Source organism: Streptomyces sp. NPDC104096 (assembly GCF_055584385.1).
The window spans coordinates 20,726-34,692 of sequence record NZ_JBVJMD010000021.1 but is presented as its reverse complement, the minus strand read 5'-3'; the positions used below and the strand labels follow the sequence as shown (position 1 = coordinate 34,692).

Genomic DNA, 13,967 nt, shown 5'->3' with positions numbered 1-13,967 from the left:
CACTGCTCATCGGACCGCTCGCCGGGCTGTCCGCCGGGCCGTTCACCCGGCCGGGCATGATGGTCGTATGCGTGCAGTGGTGCAGAGAGTGGACGGCGCGAGCGTCGTCGTCGACGGCAGGACGGTCGGGGAGATCATCGGCGAGGGGCTGTGCGTCCTGGTCGGGGTGACCCACGACGACACCCCGGAGAAGGCGGCCCGGCTCGCCCGCAAGCTGTGGTCGATCCGGATGCTCCAGGACGAGAAGTCGTGCAGCGACATCGCCGCGCCGCTCCTCGTGATCAGCCAGTTCACCCTGTACGGCGACGCCCGCAAGGGCCGCCGCCCCACCTGGAACGCGGCCGCCCCCGGCGAGGTCGCCGAGCCGCTCGTCGACGAGGTGGTCGCCCAGCTGCGGTCCCTGGGCGCGACGGTGGAGACGGGCCGGTTCGGCGCGCAGATGCGGGTGTCGCTGACCAACGACGGCCCGTTCACCGTCCTGCTGGAGATCTAGCGGGCTCCCTGGAGGGTTCCCTAGGGCTCGACGACGACTTCCTGGGCCGCCGCCGTCTCCCCCGCCAGCAGCCGCGCGTCCACCGGTACGTTCCGCTTCACCAGCGCGAGGGCGATCGGGCCGAGCTCGTGGTGGCGTACGGACGTCGTGACGAACCCGATCCTGCGGCCGTCGGGGCCCTCGTCCGCGACCCGCAGCTCCGTGCCGTGTGGGGGCAGGTGGACGTCGCTGCCGTCGAGGTGCAGGAAGACCAGACGGCGCGGGGGCTTGCCCAGGTTCTGGACCCGGGCGACCGTCTCCTGGCCGCGGTAACAGCCCTTCTGGAGGTGGACCGCGGTGCCGATCCAGCCCAGCTCGTGCGGGATGGTGCGGTGGTCGGTCTCGAAGCCCAGGCGCGGCTGGTGGTGCTCGACGCGCAGCGCCTCGTAGGCGAGCAGCCCGACCGGCGGGCCGGCCTTCGCCGTGTACTCCTCCAGCCGCTCGCGCGGCAGGAGGAGATCACGGCCGTACGCCGTCTCGCGTACGACGACCCCCTCCGGCACCTCGGTGATCGAACCGGCCGGCAGGTGCACGACCGCGAGGTCGGCGGTCCGGTCGGCGACCTCCACCCGGTAGAAGAACTTCATCGACTCCAGGTACGCGATCAGCGCGTCCTGGGTGCCGGGCTCCACGTGGGCCCAGGCGGTCGTGCCGTCGTCCACCAGGTACAGGGCGTGTTCGACGTGGCCGTGCGCGGACAGGATCAGCGCCTCGGTGGCCTGGCCGGCCGGCAGGTCGCTGACGTGCTGGGTGAGCAGCAGGTGCAGCCAGCTCAGCCGGTCCTCGCCGGTGACGGCGACGACTCCGCGGTGCGAGAGGTCGACGCATCCGGTGCCGTCGGCGAGGGCGCGCTGCTCGCGGAACAGGTCGCCGTAGTGGGCGGCGACGCCTTCGTCCACGCCCTCGGCGGGGACCGCGCCGGGCAGGGACAGCAGAGGGCTCTTCATGGACCCAGCCTACGACTTGGTAATTGAACTCTTGAGCGTGCAGTCCTTGCACCGGCCGAAGATCGCGAAGTGCTTCATGTCGGTGTCGAAGCCGAAGGTCTCGCGCAGCTTGGCGGTGAAGTCGGCGGCCACCTCGACGTCCGCCTCGATGACGTTCTGGCAGTCACGGCAGACGAGGTGGATGTGGTGGTGCCGGTCGGCGAGGTGGTACGTCGGCGCGCCGTGCCCGAGATGCGCGTGGCTGACCAGCCCGAGCTCCTCCAGGAGCTCCAGGGTCCGGTAGACCGTGGAAATGTTGACCCCCGACGCCGTCTTCCTCACTTCCACGAGGATGTCGTCGGGGGTCGCGTGCTCCAGGGTGTCCACGGCTTCGAGCACGAGCTGACGCTGCGGCGTCAGCCGGTAGCCGCGCTGCCTGAGATCGCTCTTCCAGTCGGTGCTCACCACACGCCCAGTCTAGGGTGGGTTCGCCGGGTCACGGCTCGTGCGACAGAGTCCCGGGCGGCCCGAACCTGGCCGGCGGGGCTACTTGAAGAAGGCGATCCCGTCGTCCGGCATGTCGTCCGGCAGGGCCTTGGCCCAGCGTTCGACCTCCTCCGGGGTGACGGCCTTCTTCAGGTGGGCGGACATGTAGGGGCGCAGCTCGACCTCGGGGGTCTGCTTCTCGCCGACCCACATGAGGTCGCTCTTGACGTAGCCGTACAGGCGCTTGCCACCGGTGTACGGACGGGAGGCGGCGGTCCGCGCCACCGCGTCCGTGACCAGGTCGATCTGCGGCTTCTTGTCGGCCAGTTCGCCGTACCAGATCTCGATGACGCCGTCGTCGCGGGTCATCGTGACCTCGACCTTGCGGTCGGCGTCGACGCGCCAGAAGCCGGACTCCGACTCCAGGGGGCTGACCTTGTTCCCGTCGTTGTCCAGGACCCAGGTGTGGGAGCGGTACTCCAGGAAGTCCCGGCCGTCGTGCGTGAAGGTGACCTCCTGGCCGAAGTTGCACTTCTCGGAGCCGGGGAAGTCGTGCACGCCCGCGCCGGCCCAGGAGCCGAGCAGGAAGGCGAGCGGGACGAGGTCCTTGTGCAGGTCCGACGGGATCTCGATCATGAGTGGCAGTCCCTAGAGGTTGATCAGCGCTGGCCCTGGTACAGCTTCTTCACGGTCAGCCCGGCGAAGGCGAGGACGCCGACGCAGACCAGGACCAGCAGGGTTTCGAAGAAGATCTCCACGGATGCTCCTTGGGATGAGCGTGGTTGCGCACGTAGACAAGGCCGGGACCCAGCTTACGCGGCTGGACCCCGGCCCTCTCCGTGAGGTACGCCCTGTGGGTCAGCCGAGCAGTTCGCTCTGCAGGGCGACGGTCTGCTGGAAGGGAACGGCGGCCGCTGTCCCCTTGCGGGACTGCACGATCACGGCGATGACGTCCCCGGCGCTCAGGTAGGCCTGCCGTACCTGCTCCGCGCCGTACGGCTCGATCTCGTCGTAGGTGTTGCGCGTGACGCCGCCGGTGACGTCGGCCTCGATCGGGTACGTGTCGTCGAACCGCACCTCGGTCGTGCCGCGCGCGACGAACTCGGGGGCGTCGTACTGGGTGAACTTCCCGAAGACGTTGTCGGCCACCGTTCCCGTATCGAACTGCAACAGGTAGACGGCGGTGCGGGTGCCGTCCTGGGCGGTCCAGCCGCGGGCCGCCACGTGCCGCAGCCCGTTGTCCGCCAGCAACTGGCCGGCCTCGTCCCGGTCCTTCTGGGCCTCGTACATCGCCAGGAAGTCCTTCGTCGGCAGCCAGCCGTCCGTGCCCCGCAGGGCCTTGTCCTCCGTCGCCCCCGCGGGTGCGGGCAGCACCAGACCGCGCAGGTCCGCGTAGTGGGCGCGGGCCCAGTTCTTGGGGTCCTGCGGATGCGGACTGCCCGACGGCAGCGGCGGCCGGGTGATCTCCGGGTATGCCCAGCGACCGTCCGACGCGGTGGCGAGACCGGGTACGTCGGTGCGCTCCATGCGCGTGATCCCGTACGCCGTACCCGCTCCGAACGCCGCGAAGACCGTGACCACGGCGGTCCAGCGCAGGACGGCCCGCAGCACACGGCGGTCCTTCGGGACGGCCGGCCGCTCGGCGACCGGCAGAGCGATCGGGACCTGCTCGGCAGTCGCCTCGGGGGTGGCCGCAGCCGATGTCCCGGCGGCCGCGGCGGCCTGTTCGACGGTCGCTTCGGGAGCCTGCGTCTGCTCGGTCATACGGCCTGTCCCGGGTCGTCGATACGGTCGAGTTGCGAGGTGAGGAAATCGGCGACGAGCTTCCCCGGGATCGGGCCCTGGCCGTCCACGACGACGTTGACCACCACGTCTCCCACGTACCCGGCGCAGAACGCGCTCCCCAGGTCCTCGTCCTTGCCCTTGGGGGTCAGGTAGCACTCCGCGTCCTTGTGGCCCGCGATCTTCGGGCCCTTGCGGAAGAGGTCCGTGGCGCCGAGGAAGGTGTTGAAGGAGGTCACCTGTCGGCGTACGGCACCGGGGTTCGCCAGCCGCGACAGGGTGACGTCGATCGTGAACGTGTGCCAGTCGTTGGAATAGTCCCGCAGGCGGAGGTAGCTCCGCATCGCCGTGCCCTTGATCTGCTCCTTGTCGATCGCCTTCTCCAGCTCCCGGCGGGTGGCGCTGGGCAGGCCCTTGATCGCCTCCTTGCGCAGGGCGTTGGCCTGCGCCTCGCCGAACTCGGCGTCGTAACCGAACTCCTGGTTGTCCGGCCCGGGCTGGTAGCCGTCGGTTCCGAACGGCAGGAACAGGGCGCTCAGCCCCGCCCCTGACCGGGCGCTCTTGCCGCCCCTGCCGTCCTTGTCGTCGCCCGTGACCGACGCGGGGTTCTTCCAGGTGGGCTTGCCCGGGTCGCGGTCGGCGCCCTGGACGGTCACCACGGTGTATCCGACCCCGCCGACGAGCGCGCAGGCCAGCAGTACGGTTCCAGCGACGGCGGCGACACGGCCGGGGCGGACCCTACGGGTGGCCTTCCCGGCCACGGAGCCGACGGCCGTCTCGCCGAGGGTGCCTTCGACGGCCTCGGGGGGCTCAGGAGCGCCGGGGTTCTCGGGGTTCTCGCTCACAGCTTGCCCATCTGCCGCTCGGCCAGGTCCATGATCTTCGCCTTGGGGATCGGCTTGCTGTCGTTGATCCAGATCTCCATGTAGACGTCGCCGCGCCAGGCATGCGCTTCGGCCGTGTAGAGCGGGAGGTAGCCGGGCTTCCGGTCGGGTGTGTCGTGGACGTACGCCGTTCCGTTCCCGTTCCCGTCCCCGGTGCCGGGGACGGGCCAGTCGCGGGTGTGTCCTTCCTTCTCGGCCCAGTAGTGGCCGTTGTCGGACCACTCGGACGCCGCCGCCTTGCTCTCCTGCCGGAACTGCGTGAGCAGGATCTCGACGCTGTACGTACTGCCCGACCGCCAGGAGGTGGCGGCCGTGCGCCGGAACTCGTCCTCGGCAAGATTGTTGAACACGTTGACCGGATTCTCGTACCGGTCCGCGTACTGGGCCAGGTCCTCCCAGCCGTCATCGCCCATGGGGATCTCCTTCGTCCCCTTGGGCCGGTCGAGCAGCAGCTTGCGCAGGTCTCCGTCCATCTTCACCTTGCGGTCCTGCGTCGCGGACAGCGGTGCGACCTCGCCCTCGGCCTGCTTGACCACGGCCTGGGAGAGCGAGGGCAGCGCGGTGGGGGCGCGGTCCGCCTGGACGAGATAGCCCACGCAGGTGCCGGCGACGGAACCGAGCACCGCGGCCCCGGCGATCATCGCCGTCGTGCGGCCACGACGGCGGAGGCGAGGCGATCCGGCTTCAGCCACGGCTTCCGTCTCCGCCGCTGCCCCCGCCGCCCCCGCTGCTTGCGTCTCTTCGGCTGCTTCCGTCTCTTCGGCCGCCCCGGCCGTCGTCCCCGCCTCTGCCGTCTCCGCCACCCCGGCGGTCCCCATGCCGTTCACTGCCTCTTCGGCTCTTTCGGGATCTTCCACAACATCCCCCCTCAGCGCATGAAGCGCGAATTCCACATACGCGCTCCACAGGAGACCCATGGTGGATGCAGGCAGTTGTAAGGAAGTTGATTACGATTCAGCCATGGCGAAGAAGCTCGTGATCAAGGTGACGGCGGGGGCCGACGCGCCCGAACGCTGCTCTCAGGCATTCACGGTCGCGGCGGTGGCCGTGGCCAGCGGGGTCGAGGTCTCCCTGTGGCTGACCGGCGAGTCCTCGTGGTTCGCGCTGCCCGGCCGGGCGGCCGAGTTCGAGCTGCCGCACGCGGCGCCGCTGCCGGACCTGATCGACGCGGTCCTGGCCGGCGGCCGGCTGACCCTGTGCACCCAGTGCGCGGCCCGCCGGGACATCACGGAGAAGGACGTCGTCGAGGGCGTACGGATCGCGGGCGCGCAGGTGTTCGTGCAGGAGGCGCTGGGCGACGAGACCCAGGCGCTCGTCTACTGACGCACCGGCGGGAACGGCCGGACAGGCGTCACGACGCCACCCACAGGCAGAACGGGTGTCCGGCCGGGTCGAGGAACACCCGGACGTCGTCCTGGGGCTGGTACTCGGCGAGCGCGGCCCCCGCCGCGACGGCCCGTGCCGTCTCGGCCGCGAGGTCGTCGACCTCGATGTCCAGGTGCAGCATCATCCGCTGCCCGCCGGGCCCGGGCGCGGGCCAGACGGGCGGGACGTGGTCCGGCTCGGTCTGGAAGGAGAGGGCGATGCCCGGCGTGCCCGGCGGCGGGCCGATGAGCACCCAGTCGGGCTCCTCCTCGCGCACCTCGTAGCCGAGCAGACGGAGGTAGAACCCGGCCAGTCCATGCGCGTCGAAGGCGTCCAGCACGACGGTCGACAGCCTTGTGGGAGACATGCGGGTCTTCCTACCGGGGCCGCTTCTTCCCGTCCAGCTCGTCCCACCACTCGTCGGACTCGCGGTCGCCCGAGGGGTCGTCCCACCAGCGGTCCTCGGGTCCGCGGCGGTTCGCCACCATCGCGGCGAGCGGCGGTATGACCATGGCCACCACGCACATGCCCACGGCCGCCGGGACCGACCACAGGCGCACGACCGCCCACGCCAGGACGAAGAGGCCGATGCAGAACCCCATCATGGCGAAGTAGACGTGCCGCCGCCGCGCGTACATACCTCCAGCGTAGGACCGCGCACCTGGGAGCGCGCACGCCGAAGGGCCGCACCCCAGGCGTCCAACCCGCGGGATGCGGCCCTTCGGTGGTCAAGCGCGTCGCTCAGACCGCGATCGCGACCTCGGCGAGGCCACCCTGCTCGGCGACGACCGTGCGGTCGGCGGTGGCGCCGGGGACGAGGGCGCGCAGCGTCCAGGTGCCCTCGGCCGCGTAGAAACGGAACTGGCCCGTGGCCGAGGTCGGGACCTCGGCGGTGAACTCACCGGTCGAGTCCAGCAGGCGGACGTAGCCGACCACGGGCTCGCCGTCCTTCGTCACCTGACCCTGGATCGTGGTCTCACCGGGCTTGATCGTCGAGGCGTCCGGGCCGCCGGCCTTCGCTCCACACATGTCGTACTCCTGAAGGGGGTGATGAACGGTCGGTCGGATTGCTTACTTGTTGGCGCCGAGCTCGATCGGCACACCCACGAGGGAGCCGTACTCGGTCCACGAGCCGTCGTAGTTCTTGACGTTCTCGACACCGAGCAGCTCGTGCAGGACGAACCAGGTCAGGGCCGAGCGCTCGCCGATCCGGCAGTAGGCGATGGTGTCCTTGGCCAGGTCCACCTGCTCGTCGGCGTACAGCTCCTTGAGGGCGTCGTCCGACTTGAAGGTGCCGTCGTCGTTGGCGTTCTTCGACCACGGGATGTTGCGGGCGGTCGGGACGTGGCCCGGACGCTGCGACTGCTCCTGCGGCAGGTGCGCCGGGGCGAGCAGCTTGCCGGAGAACTCGTCGGGCGAGCGGACGTCGACCAGGTTCTGCGTGCCGATGGCCGCCACGACGTCGTCGCGGAAGGCGCGGATGGCCTTGTTCTGCGGCTTGGCCTGGTAGGAGGTCTCGGTGCGCTCGGGCACCTCCTCGACCAGCTCGCGGGCGTCCAGCTCCCACTTCTTGCGGCCGCCGTCGAGGAGCTTGACGTTCTCGTGGCCGTACAGCTTGAAGTACCAGTAGGCGTAGGACGCGAACCAGTTGTTGTTGCCGCCGTAGAGGATCACCAGCGTGTCGTTGGCGATGCCCTTGGCCGACAGGAGCTTCTCGAAGCCGTCCTGGTCGACGAAGTCACGGCGGACCGGGTCCTGGAGGTCCTTGGTCCAGTCGATCCGGATCGCGTTCCGGATGTGGTTCTTCTCGTACGCGGACGTGTCCTCGTCGACCTCGACGATGGCGATGCTCGGGTCGTCCAGGTGTTCCTGGACCCAGTCGGCGTCGACCAGGACCTCGCTGCGGCGGCTCATGCTCTTTCTCCTCCGGGCAGTTGCGGCGGGCGTGCAAGTGAGAGGGGTGCGCACACACGTGAAGGGGGCGCACGGATGCCCAGGCCAGGGCAGGGGACGTGGAAGTCGGTGCTTCCGCTCAGAAGGGGCGACAGAGCATGGCGGCGACGCGGCACAGGTCTACTGCCCGCCGCTTCGTGAGGTCCGCCTGTCGCTTCATGGACTCGATCGTAGGGACGGACCGCCCGGCATGTCACCGGCGTGTCGTATTTTGAGACGCGATCGTCCATATTATGGGACGAGAAAGGCGCCCGGACCGCCGTGGCACGGCTCCCGGGCGCCTGCGTGTACTGCCGCTCCTGCCCCGCGGACCGGGGCGTCTCGCCTGTCGGACGGCTGGTGTCCGCCGGACGTCGTCCTACCCGGCCAGCCTGACGTTCGAACCCTGTACCGAGATCTCCACCCCGCCGCTCGTCGGCTCGACCTTGTCCAGCCGGACGCCGCCCGGCAGGTCCTGGATGGCCTGCTGGAAGTCGGTGATCGAGCGGACCGACTTCTCGGCGAGGCCGGCGCCGAGCTGGCCGGGCAGCGAGTCCGCGCGCACCCGCACGCTGTCGCCCTTGACCGTGACCGTGCTCAGGACGGGCACCGGGCGGGGCAGCTTGACGCCGAGGAGGGTCGCGTCGACCATCACCTTGATCTTGCCGTTGCCGCCGTCGGACAGGCCCACGACCTGGGCGCTCACCCCGGGCCCGACCTCGGTGGGTTCGGACTTGGCGGCCTTGAGCAACTCGTCGTAGGAGATCGTCGCGGTGCCGGTGGCGGTGGCCGCGGTGGCGGAGCTGTAGTCGCCCGAGAAGGCGACGCCCTTCATGTGCGCCTTCAGGTCGTCGATACGGATCTTCTCGGCGCCGCTGCCCGCGGCCGCCTCGTAGTCCTTGATGCCGATCTCGACGTCGTCCAGCTCGCCGCCCGCGACCTGGGTGAGGAACGGGAAGCCGTTGATGGAGACGTCCGGGGTGCCGGCCAGTCCCTCGCTCGTCCTCAGTTTGTCCGCCACCTCGCCCTCGGCGAAGTGCGCGGCGACCCGGTCCACGACGACGAAGAGCACACCCAGGATCACGACGAGGATCACAAGTATTCGCAGCGCACGCATTTCGGTGTTCTCCCCCACCTTGACGGTCGGTCAGCAAGGACGACTGCCACCGTAGCCCCGGCACGCGGGACCGTCGCAGAATTGTCGATCATCTGTGACATGCCACGACCACCGGATCGTCCTGCGGAAACGGTCCGGGGGCGGCCCGGGAACGGCCTGAACCGTCCCCGGGCCGCCCCCGGACCGTCTCTCCTGGAGCTCGCCTAGCCGAGCGCCCGGCCCAGTACGTAGACCGCCGGGGCCGCGGCCGCCAGCGGCAGGGCCACGCCCGCCGTGAAGTGCACGAACCGGGACGGGTAGTCGTAGCTGGCGACCCGGTGGCCGATCAGCGCGCAGACCGCGGCACCGGCGCCGAGCAGCGCACCCTTCGCGCCGAGGTCCGTCATCCCGCCGGCCGCGACACCGGCACCCGCCGCCGCCAGCAGCGACACGACCACCGAGGCCGGGGTCGGCAGCGGCAGCGCACGGGCCAGGACCGCCACCGCCACCGCGGCGGCGCCGACCGACACCACGTCCGCCTCGGCGGCGAGGTACCCGGTCGCCACGATGGCCAGGGCGGCCGAGGCGACGCCCGCCATCAGGCCGTACATCCGCTCGTCCGGGTCGGCGTGCGAGCGCAGGCCCAGGACGAGGCAGAGCAGCACCCACACACCGAGGGTGCCGAGGATCGCGGCGGGCCCGTGCTCACGGCCGGCCGCGAACACCGCCACGTCCGAGACCAGCGCGCCCAGGAAGGCGAGCGCGATGCCCTGCCTGGCCGGCCACATCCCGTTCAGCCGGAACCAGCCCGCCGCGGTGACGGCCTGGAGGGCGACGAGCGGGACGAGCAGCGCGTACGAGCCGACGGCCGCGGCGCCCGCGAGCAGCAGGCCGAGCAGCGCGGTGAGCGCGGCGGGCTGCATCCCGGGCTCGATGACCGGGGAACGGCCTTCGAGACGGGCGCGCTGGGCGTCGGTGACACGGGCGTTGCCCGCCAGGGTGGCGGGACCGTAGGTGGGTCCCCCCGCCGCGCCGCCGTCGCCTTCACCGGCGGCGGGCCGGGCGGCGGGCTCGGCCGGGGCGGCGGTCCGCGGGGCGGACCAGCCGCCCGTGCCCGCCGACGGCTCCTGGTAGCCCTGCCGCGGCTGCGGCTGCGCCTGATGTGCCTGATGTCCCTGGGGCGCCTGCCCGACGGGCGGCAGGTACGCCGTCTCCGTCACGGGGGCCGCGGGGACCGGGGGCTGCGTCTGGGTCTCCCAGGTCTGCCCCTGCCACTGCTGCGTGTGCTGCTGGTCGTCGTACGGGTGGGGCTGGTGCTGCCGGCCCGACCAGGCCTGCTGGGACTGGTGTGCCTGCTGATGCGCCTGCTGGTGGGCCGGGTGCGGCTGCTGCTGGTGATGGTGCGGCTGCTGCTGGTGGTGCGGCTGCTGCGCGTACGGGGCGTAGCCCTCGTACGGGGTCCCCTCGTGGGGCTCGTACGGCTGGTCGGTCATCGGTGGGGTCATCCTCCTGCGAACGGCGGGAGCACCTCGACCGTGCCGCCCTCGGCCAGCCGTACCGTCTCATGCCCGCGGGTGCCGACGGGGTCCCCGTCGACGAGGAACGAGCATCGTCGCAGGACACGCGTCAGTTCGCCGGGGTGTCGCTCCCGGACGGCGTCGAGCGCCCCGGCGAGCGTGGCCGCGTCGTACGGCTCCTCGGCGACCCCGGCCGCGGCCTTGGCGGCGGCCCAGTAGCGCACCGTGCCCTTTGCCATCTCGTCCCTCGAGTCGGTTCGGCTGTGAACACGATCAGGCTAGGCCCTGCCGTCAAATTCCCGCCCGCCCAGGACACCCGGCCCCGGCGCCGGGACCGGGGCCGACGCCGCGGCCCAGCCGCCGATCCGGCGCAGCAGTTCCTCGTCCGCCGCGTGCTCGGCATGGCCCATGCCGGGCTCCAGCCAGAGCTCTCCGTGCTCGCCGGCGGCCGCGGCCAGCATCCGGGGGTGGTCGACGGGGAAGTAGCCGTCCCGGTCGCCGTGCACGATCAGCAGCGGCCTGGGCGCGATCCGCGGCACCGCCTCCACCGGGGACAGCGGCACCGGGTCCCAGTCGCGGTGGTGGATACGGGTGCGCAGGCCGAGGCGGCAGACCAGACGGCCCTCGGGCCGGGTCACCAGCCAGTGCACCCGGCGCATGAGGACCGTGCCCCGGTAGTACCAGCGGGCCGGGGCGCTGACCGAGACCACGGCGTCCGTGCCCCCCTCGCGCTCCGGGCCGTACAACGCCGCGTGCCGCAGCACCACCGAGCCGCCCATCGAGAAGCCGACGGTGACCACGCGCGCGTGCCCGAGCCCGCGGGCCCACTCCACCGCGGCCGCCAGGTCGAGCACCTCCCGGTCCCCCACCGTGGACCGTCCGCCCGAGGACCCGTGGCCGCGGAAGGAGAACGTGACGACGGCTCCGTACCGCGCGAGCGCCTTCGCCACCCGGCGAACGTGCGGCCGGTCCGCGGCGCCGGTGAAACCGTGCGCCACGACGAACACGAGGTCACGGGCGGGTGGCGGACCGTCGTCGTATACAACCGCCGGCGGGTTGTATACGGAATCGATCGTCACACCGTCGACGGTGTGCAGAAACGTCCGCAATGGTGCAGGTCTGCTCGTCTCGGGATTCGGACGAACGGTGGAACGCGCCTCATGACCTGCCGGACTGATGCTCATGTGGGCTATTCTGCTGGACAGAGGACTCGGGCAGTGAAGCCCCCGGGTCCTTTCGTGCTTTCGGGAGCTTTGTATGCAAAGCGGGAAACCGCAGGTGTACGGGGCCTTCGGCACACCTCGGCTCCCTGGAGTCGTGGCGGGTCCCAGAGGAGCGGGAGCCGCACAGTAGGAGGCAGTGCCGCAAACGTCCTCGCAGGGACCGAGGAGGAACGAGACGTTATGGGCGAGCGAACCTTGCACGAACATGTGACGACGATCCAGGCAGGTGGCGTGCGATGAGTTCTCTGCTGCTCCTGACCAATGCCCTTCAGCCGTCGACGGAGGTGCTTCCCGCTCTCGGCCTGCTCCTGCACAACGTGCGAGTGGCCCCCGCGGAAGGCCCCGCCCTGGTCGACACCCCGGGCGCCGACGTCATCCTGATCGACGGACGACGGGACCTGCCCCAGGTCCGCAGCCTGTGTCAGCTGCTGCGGTCCACGGGGCCCGGCTGCCCGCTCGTCCTCGTGGTCACCGAGGGCGGCCTCGCGGCCGTGACCGCCGACTGGGGCATCGACGACGTGCTCCTCGACACCGCCGGCCCGGCGGAGGTCGAGGCCCGGCTGCGGCTGGCCATGGGCCGGCAGCAGATCGTCAACGACGACTCCCCGATGGAGATCCGCAACGGCGACCTGTCGGTCGACGAGGCGACGTACTCCGCCAAGCTCAAGGGGCGCGTCCTCGACCTCACCTTCAAGGAGTTCGAGCTCCTGAAGTACCTGGCGCAGCACCCGGGCCGGGTGTTCACCCGCGCACAGCTGCTCCAGGAGGTCTGGGGCTACGACTACTTCGGTGGCACCCGGACCGTGGACGTGCACGTACGGCGGCTGCGCGCCAAGCTCGGCCCCGAGCACGAGTCGCTGATCGGAACCGTCCGGAACGTCGGTTATCGATTCGTTACTCCCGAGAAGGCCGACCGCTCCTCGGACGAGGCGAAGGCGAAGGCCGCCAAGGCAAAGCCGGAGGATGCGGACGAGACGGCCGCCCTGGACAGCACCGGGGTCGGGGCGGAGGCGTAGCGGGCGCTCGGGCGGGGTGTCCGGAGCGTCGCAGGCGCGCGACCAAGCTCTGATACGCCCTGCCCGGCACGGATCCATCCGCGTAGACTCCGCGCGTGGCCAAGGTGACTCGGGATGATGTGGCGCGACTGGCGGGGACTTCCACCGCGGTGGTCAGTTACGTCATCAACAACGGACCCCGGCCGGTCGCCCCGGCCACGCGCGAGCGTGTCCTCGCCGCCATCAAGGAACTGGGCTACCGGCCCGACCGGGTGGCCCAGGCGATGGCGTCCCGGCGCACCGACCTCATAGGCCTGATCGTGCCGGACGCGCGCCAGCCGTTCTTCGCGGAGATGGCGCACGCGGTCGAGCAGGCCGCCTCCGAGCGCGGGAAAATGGTGCTCGTCGGCAACTCCGACTACATCGGCGAACGCGAGGTCCACTATCTGCGGGCCTTCCTCGGGATGCGCGTATCCGGCCTGATCCTCGTCAGCCACGCGCTCAACGACCTGGCCGCCGCCGAGATCGAGGCCTGGGACGCCCGGGTGGTCCTGCTGCACGAGCGGCCCGAGGCCATCGACGACGTCGCCGTCGTCCTGGACGACCTGGGCGGTGCCCAGCACGTCGTACGCCATCTGCTGGAGCACGGCTACGAGTACGTGGCCTGTCTGGGCGGCACCGCGGAGACCCCCGCGGTCGGCGACCCCGTCTCCGACCACGTCGAGGGCTGGCGGCGCGCCATGGACGAGGCCGGGATATCGACGGAGGGCCGGCTCTTCGAGGCGCCGTACAACCGCTACGACGCCTACAAGGTCGCCCTCGACATCCTGTCCGGTCCCCGGCGGCCCCCGGCCGTCTTCTGCTCCACCGACGACCAGGCGATCGGCCTGCTGCGGGCGGCGCGCGAGCTGCGTCTGGACGTGCCGGGAGAGCTCGCGGTGGCCGGCTTCGACGACATCAAGGAGGCGGCGCTGGCGGATCCGCCGCTGACCACGATCGCCTCGGACCGTTCGGCGATGGCCCGGGCGGCGGTGGACCTGGTGCTGGACGACGGGCTGCGGGTCGCCGGGTCGCGACGGGAGCGGCTGAAGGTGTTCCCCTCGAAGCTGGTCGCCCGCCGGTCCTGCGGCTGCGAGTGAGCTTCGGCACGTCCGCCGCCCCCGGTCCGGGGCGTTTCTGAGACTCTCCTGAGAGGACTCGCCCGGCCGGGGGAACCCGCTTCATATCGG

The 13,967-nt window shown here is 71.0% G+C and carries 19 protein-coding genes; 4 read left to right on the top strand and 15 right to left on the bottom strand.

The window, feature by feature from the left end; translation table 11 throughout:
• Positions 1 to 67 precede the first annotated feature (67 nt).
• Positions 68 to 493, top strand: coding sequence for a D-aminoacyl-tRNA deacylase (dtd, locus tag ACZ60B_RS21945; RefSeq protein ID WP_469389402.1), 426 nt, complete (start codon positions 68 to 70; stop codon positions 491 to 493).
• Between the two features lie 20 nt (positions 494 to 513).
• Here the strand turns inward: dtd and ygfZ are convergent, their stop codons facing one another.
• The 6 genes from ygfZ to ACZ60B_RS21915 all read right to left on the bottom strand — a co-directional run bounded on the left by ygfZ (position 514) and on the right by ACZ60B_RS21915 (position 5,302).
• Positions 514 to 1,479, bottom strand: coding sequence for a CAF17-like 4Fe-4S cluster assembly/insertion protein YgfZ (gene ygfZ / locus ACZ60B_RS21940; protein ID WP_469389400.1), 966 nt, complete (start codon positions 1,477 to 1,479; stop codon positions 514 to 516).
• 9 nt (positions 1,480 to 1,488) lie between these two features.
• Positions 1,489 to 1,926, bottom strand: coding sequence for a Fur family transcriptional regulator (locus ACZ60B_RS21935; RefSeq protein ID WP_469389398.1), 438 nt, complete (start codon positions 1,924 to 1,926; stop codon positions 1,489 to 1,491).
• 78 nt (positions 1,927 to 2,004) lie between these two features.
• The gene (locus ACZ60B_RS21930) at positions 2,005 to 2,580 is read right to left on the bottom strand and encodes a heme-binding beta-barrel domain-containing protein (protein WP_469389396.1); all 576 of its coding nucleotides are present in this window, start codon (positions 2,578 to 2,580) and stop codon (positions 2,005 to 2,007) included.
• 222 nt (positions 2,581 to 2,802) lie between these two features.
• On the bottom strand, positions 2,803 to 3,708 hold the full coding sequence (locus ACZ60B_RS21925) for a hypothetical protein (protein ID WP_469389394.1): 906 nt from the start codon (positions 3,706 to 3,708) through the stop codon (positions 2,803 to 2,805).
• Entirely contained in the window at positions 3,705 to 4,571 is an 867-nt protein-coding gene (locus tag ACZ60B_RS21920; RefSeq protein ID WP_469389392.1) for a hypothetical protein, read from the bottom strand. Before ACZ60B_RS21920 ends, ACZ60B_RS21925 begins: the two co-directional genes overlap by 4 nt.
• Complete coding sequence (locus ACZ60B_RS21915) at positions 4,568 to 5,302, bottom strand: hypothetical protein (RefSeq protein ID WP_469389390.1); 735 nt, start codon at positions 5,300 to 5,302, stop codon at positions 4,568 to 4,570. Before ACZ60B_RS21915 ends, ACZ60B_RS21920 begins: the two co-directional genes overlap by 4 nt.
• Positions 5,303 to 5,570: 268 nt before the next feature.
• On the opposite strand from ACZ60B_RS21915, the gene ACZ60B_RS21910 reads away from it, so the two are divergent.
• Positions 5,571 to 5,933: a DsrE family protein gene (locus ACZ60B_RS21910; RefSeq protein ID WP_469389389.1), complete on the top strand. Its 363-nt coding sequence runs from the start codon at positions 5,571 to 5,573 to the stop codon at positions 5,931 to 5,933.
• Between the two features lie 28 nt (positions 5,934 to 5,961).
• On the opposite strand, the gene ACZ60B_RS21905 is transcribed toward ACZ60B_RS21910, so the two are convergent.
• From ACZ60B_RS21905 to ACZ60B_RS21865, 9 genes are all read right to left on the bottom strand, one after another.
• Complete coding sequence (locus ACZ60B_RS21905) at positions 5,962 to 6,342, bottom strand: VOC family protein (protein WP_469389387.1); 381 nt, start codon at positions 6,340 to 6,342, stop codon at positions 5,962 to 5,964.
• Positions 6,343 to 6,352: 10 nt separating this feature from the next.
• A complete protein-coding gene (locus ACZ60B_RS21900) occupies positions 6,353 to 6,613 on the bottom strand; it encodes a DUF3099 domain-containing protein (RefSeq protein ID WP_469389385.1) in 261 nt (86 codons plus the stop codon).
• 103 nt (positions 6,614 to 6,716) lie between these two features.
• Positions 6,717 to 7,004: a DUF1416 domain-containing protein gene (locus ACZ60B_RS21895; RefSeq protein WP_450662557.1), complete on the bottom strand. Its 288-nt coding sequence runs from the start codon at positions 7,002 to 7,004 to the stop codon at positions 6,717 to 6,719.
• Between the two features lie 42 nt (positions 7,005 to 7,046).
• The gene (locus tag ACZ60B_RS21890) at positions 7,047 to 7,889 is read right to left on the bottom strand and encodes a sulfurtransferase (protein ID WP_469389383.1); all 843 of its coding nucleotides are present in this window, start codon (positions 7,887 to 7,889) and stop codon (positions 7,047 to 7,049) included.
• Between the two features lie 118 nt (positions 7,890 to 8,007).
• Complete coding sequence (locus ACZ60B_RS21885; protein ID WP_350751515.1) at positions 8,008 to 8,088, bottom strand: Ms5788A family Cys-rich leader peptide; 81 nt, start codon at positions 8,086 to 8,088, stop codon at positions 8,008 to 8,010.
• A gap of 198 nt (positions 8,089 to 8,286) precedes the next feature.
• On the bottom strand, positions 8,287 to 9,024 hold the full coding sequence (locus ACZ60B_RS21880; protein ID WP_469389381.1) for an LmeA family phospholipid-binding protein: 738 nt from the start codon (positions 9,022 to 9,024) through the stop codon (positions 8,287 to 8,289).
• A gap of 203 nt (positions 9,025 to 9,227) precedes the next feature.
• Positions 9,228 to 10,496, bottom strand: coding sequence for a hypothetical protein (locus tag ACZ60B_RS21875; protein WP_469389379.1), 1,269 nt, complete (start codon positions 10,494 to 10,496; stop codon positions 9,228 to 9,230).
• A gap of 8 nt (positions 10,497 to 10,504) precedes the next feature.
• A complete protein-coding gene (locus tag ACZ60B_RS21870; protein WP_152885628.1) occupies positions 10,505 to 10,759 on the bottom strand; it encodes a MoaD/ThiS family protein in 255 nt (84 codons plus the stop codon).
• Between the two features lie 39 nt (positions 10,760 to 10,798).
• A complete protein-coding gene (locus ACZ60B_RS21865) occupies positions 10,799 to 11,704 on the bottom strand; it encodes an alpha/beta hydrolase family protein (protein WP_469389377.1) in 906 nt (301 codons plus the stop codon).
• 275 nt (positions 11,705 to 11,979) lie between these two features.
• On the opposite strand from ACZ60B_RS21865, the gene ACZ60B_RS21860 reads away from it, so the two are divergent.
• On the top strand, positions 11,980 to 12,759 hold the full coding sequence (locus tag ACZ60B_RS21860) for a winged helix-turn-helix transcriptional regulator (RefSeq protein WP_469389375.1): 780 nt from the start codon (positions 11,980 to 11,982) through the stop codon (positions 12,757 to 12,759).
• Between the two features lie 95 nt (positions 12,760 to 12,854).
• Positions 12,855 to 13,877: a LacI family DNA-binding transcriptional regulator gene (locus ACZ60B_RS21855; RefSeq protein ID WP_450662563.1), complete on the top strand. Its 1,023-nt coding sequence runs from the start codon at positions 12,855 to 12,857 to the stop codon at positions 13,875 to 13,877.
• Positions 13,878 to 13,967: the final 90 nt, after the last annotated feature.

Coding starts and splice junctions, on each gene's coding strand:
- dtd (WP_469389402.1), top strand. CDS start 68: ATGCGTGCAGTGGTGCAGAGAGTGGACGGCGCGAGCGTCGTCGTCGAC.
- ygfZ (WP_469389400.1), bottom strand. CDS start 1,479: ATGAAGAGCCCTCTGCTGTCCCTGCCCGGCGCGGTCCCCGCCGAGGGC.
- ACZ60B_RS21930 (WP_469389396.1), bottom strand. CDS start 2,580: ATGATCGAGATCCCGTCGGACCTGCACAAGGACCTCGTCCCGCTCGCC.
- ACZ60B_RS21925 (WP_469389394.1), bottom strand. CDS start 3,708: ATGACCGAGCAGACGCAGGCTCCCGAAGCGACCGTCGAACAGGCCGCC.
- ACZ60B_RS21910 (WP_469389389.1), top strand. CDS start 5,571: ATGGCGAAGAAGCTCGTGATCAAGGTGACGGCGGGGGCCGACGCGCCC.
- ACZ60B_RS21905 (WP_469389387.1), bottom strand. CDS start 6,342: ATGTCTCCCACAAGGCTGTCGACCGTCGTGCTGGACGCCTTCGACGCG.
- ACZ60B_RS21900 (WP_469389385.1), bottom strand. CDS start 6,613: ATGTACGCGCGGCGGCGGCACGTCTACTTCGCCATGATGGGGTTCTGC.
- ACZ60B_RS21895 (WP_450662557.1), bottom strand. CDS start 7,004: ATGTGTGGAGCGAAGGCCGGCGGCCCGGACGCCTCGACGATCAAGCCC.
- ACZ60B_RS21890 (WP_469389383.1), bottom strand. CDS start 7,889: ATGAGCCGCCGCAGCGAGGTCCTGGTCGACGCCGACTGGGTCCAGGAA.
- ACZ60B_RS21885 (WP_350751515.1), bottom strand. CDS start 8,088: ATGAAGCGACAGGCGGACCTCACGAAGCGGCGGGCAGTAGACCTGTGC.
- ACZ60B_RS21880 (WP_469389381.1), bottom strand. CDS start 9,024: ATGCGTGCGCTGCGAATACTTGTGATCCTCGTCGTGATCCTGGGTGTG.
- ACZ60B_RS21875 (WP_469389379.1), bottom strand. CDS start 10,496: ATGACCGACCAGCCGTACGAGCCCCACGAGGGGACCCCGTACGAGGGC.
- ACZ60B_RS21870 (WP_152885628.1), bottom strand. CDS start 10,759: ATGGCAAAGGGCACGGTGCGCTACTGGGCCGCCGCCAAGGCCGCGGCC.
- ACZ60B_RS21865 (WP_469389377.1), bottom strand. CDS start 11,704: ATGAGCATCAGTCCGGCAGGTCATGAGGCGCGTTCCACCGTTCGTCCG.
- ACZ60B_RS21860 (WP_469389375.1), top strand. CDS start 11,980: ATGAGTTCTCTGCTGCTCCTGACCAATGCCCTTCAGCCGTCGACGGAG.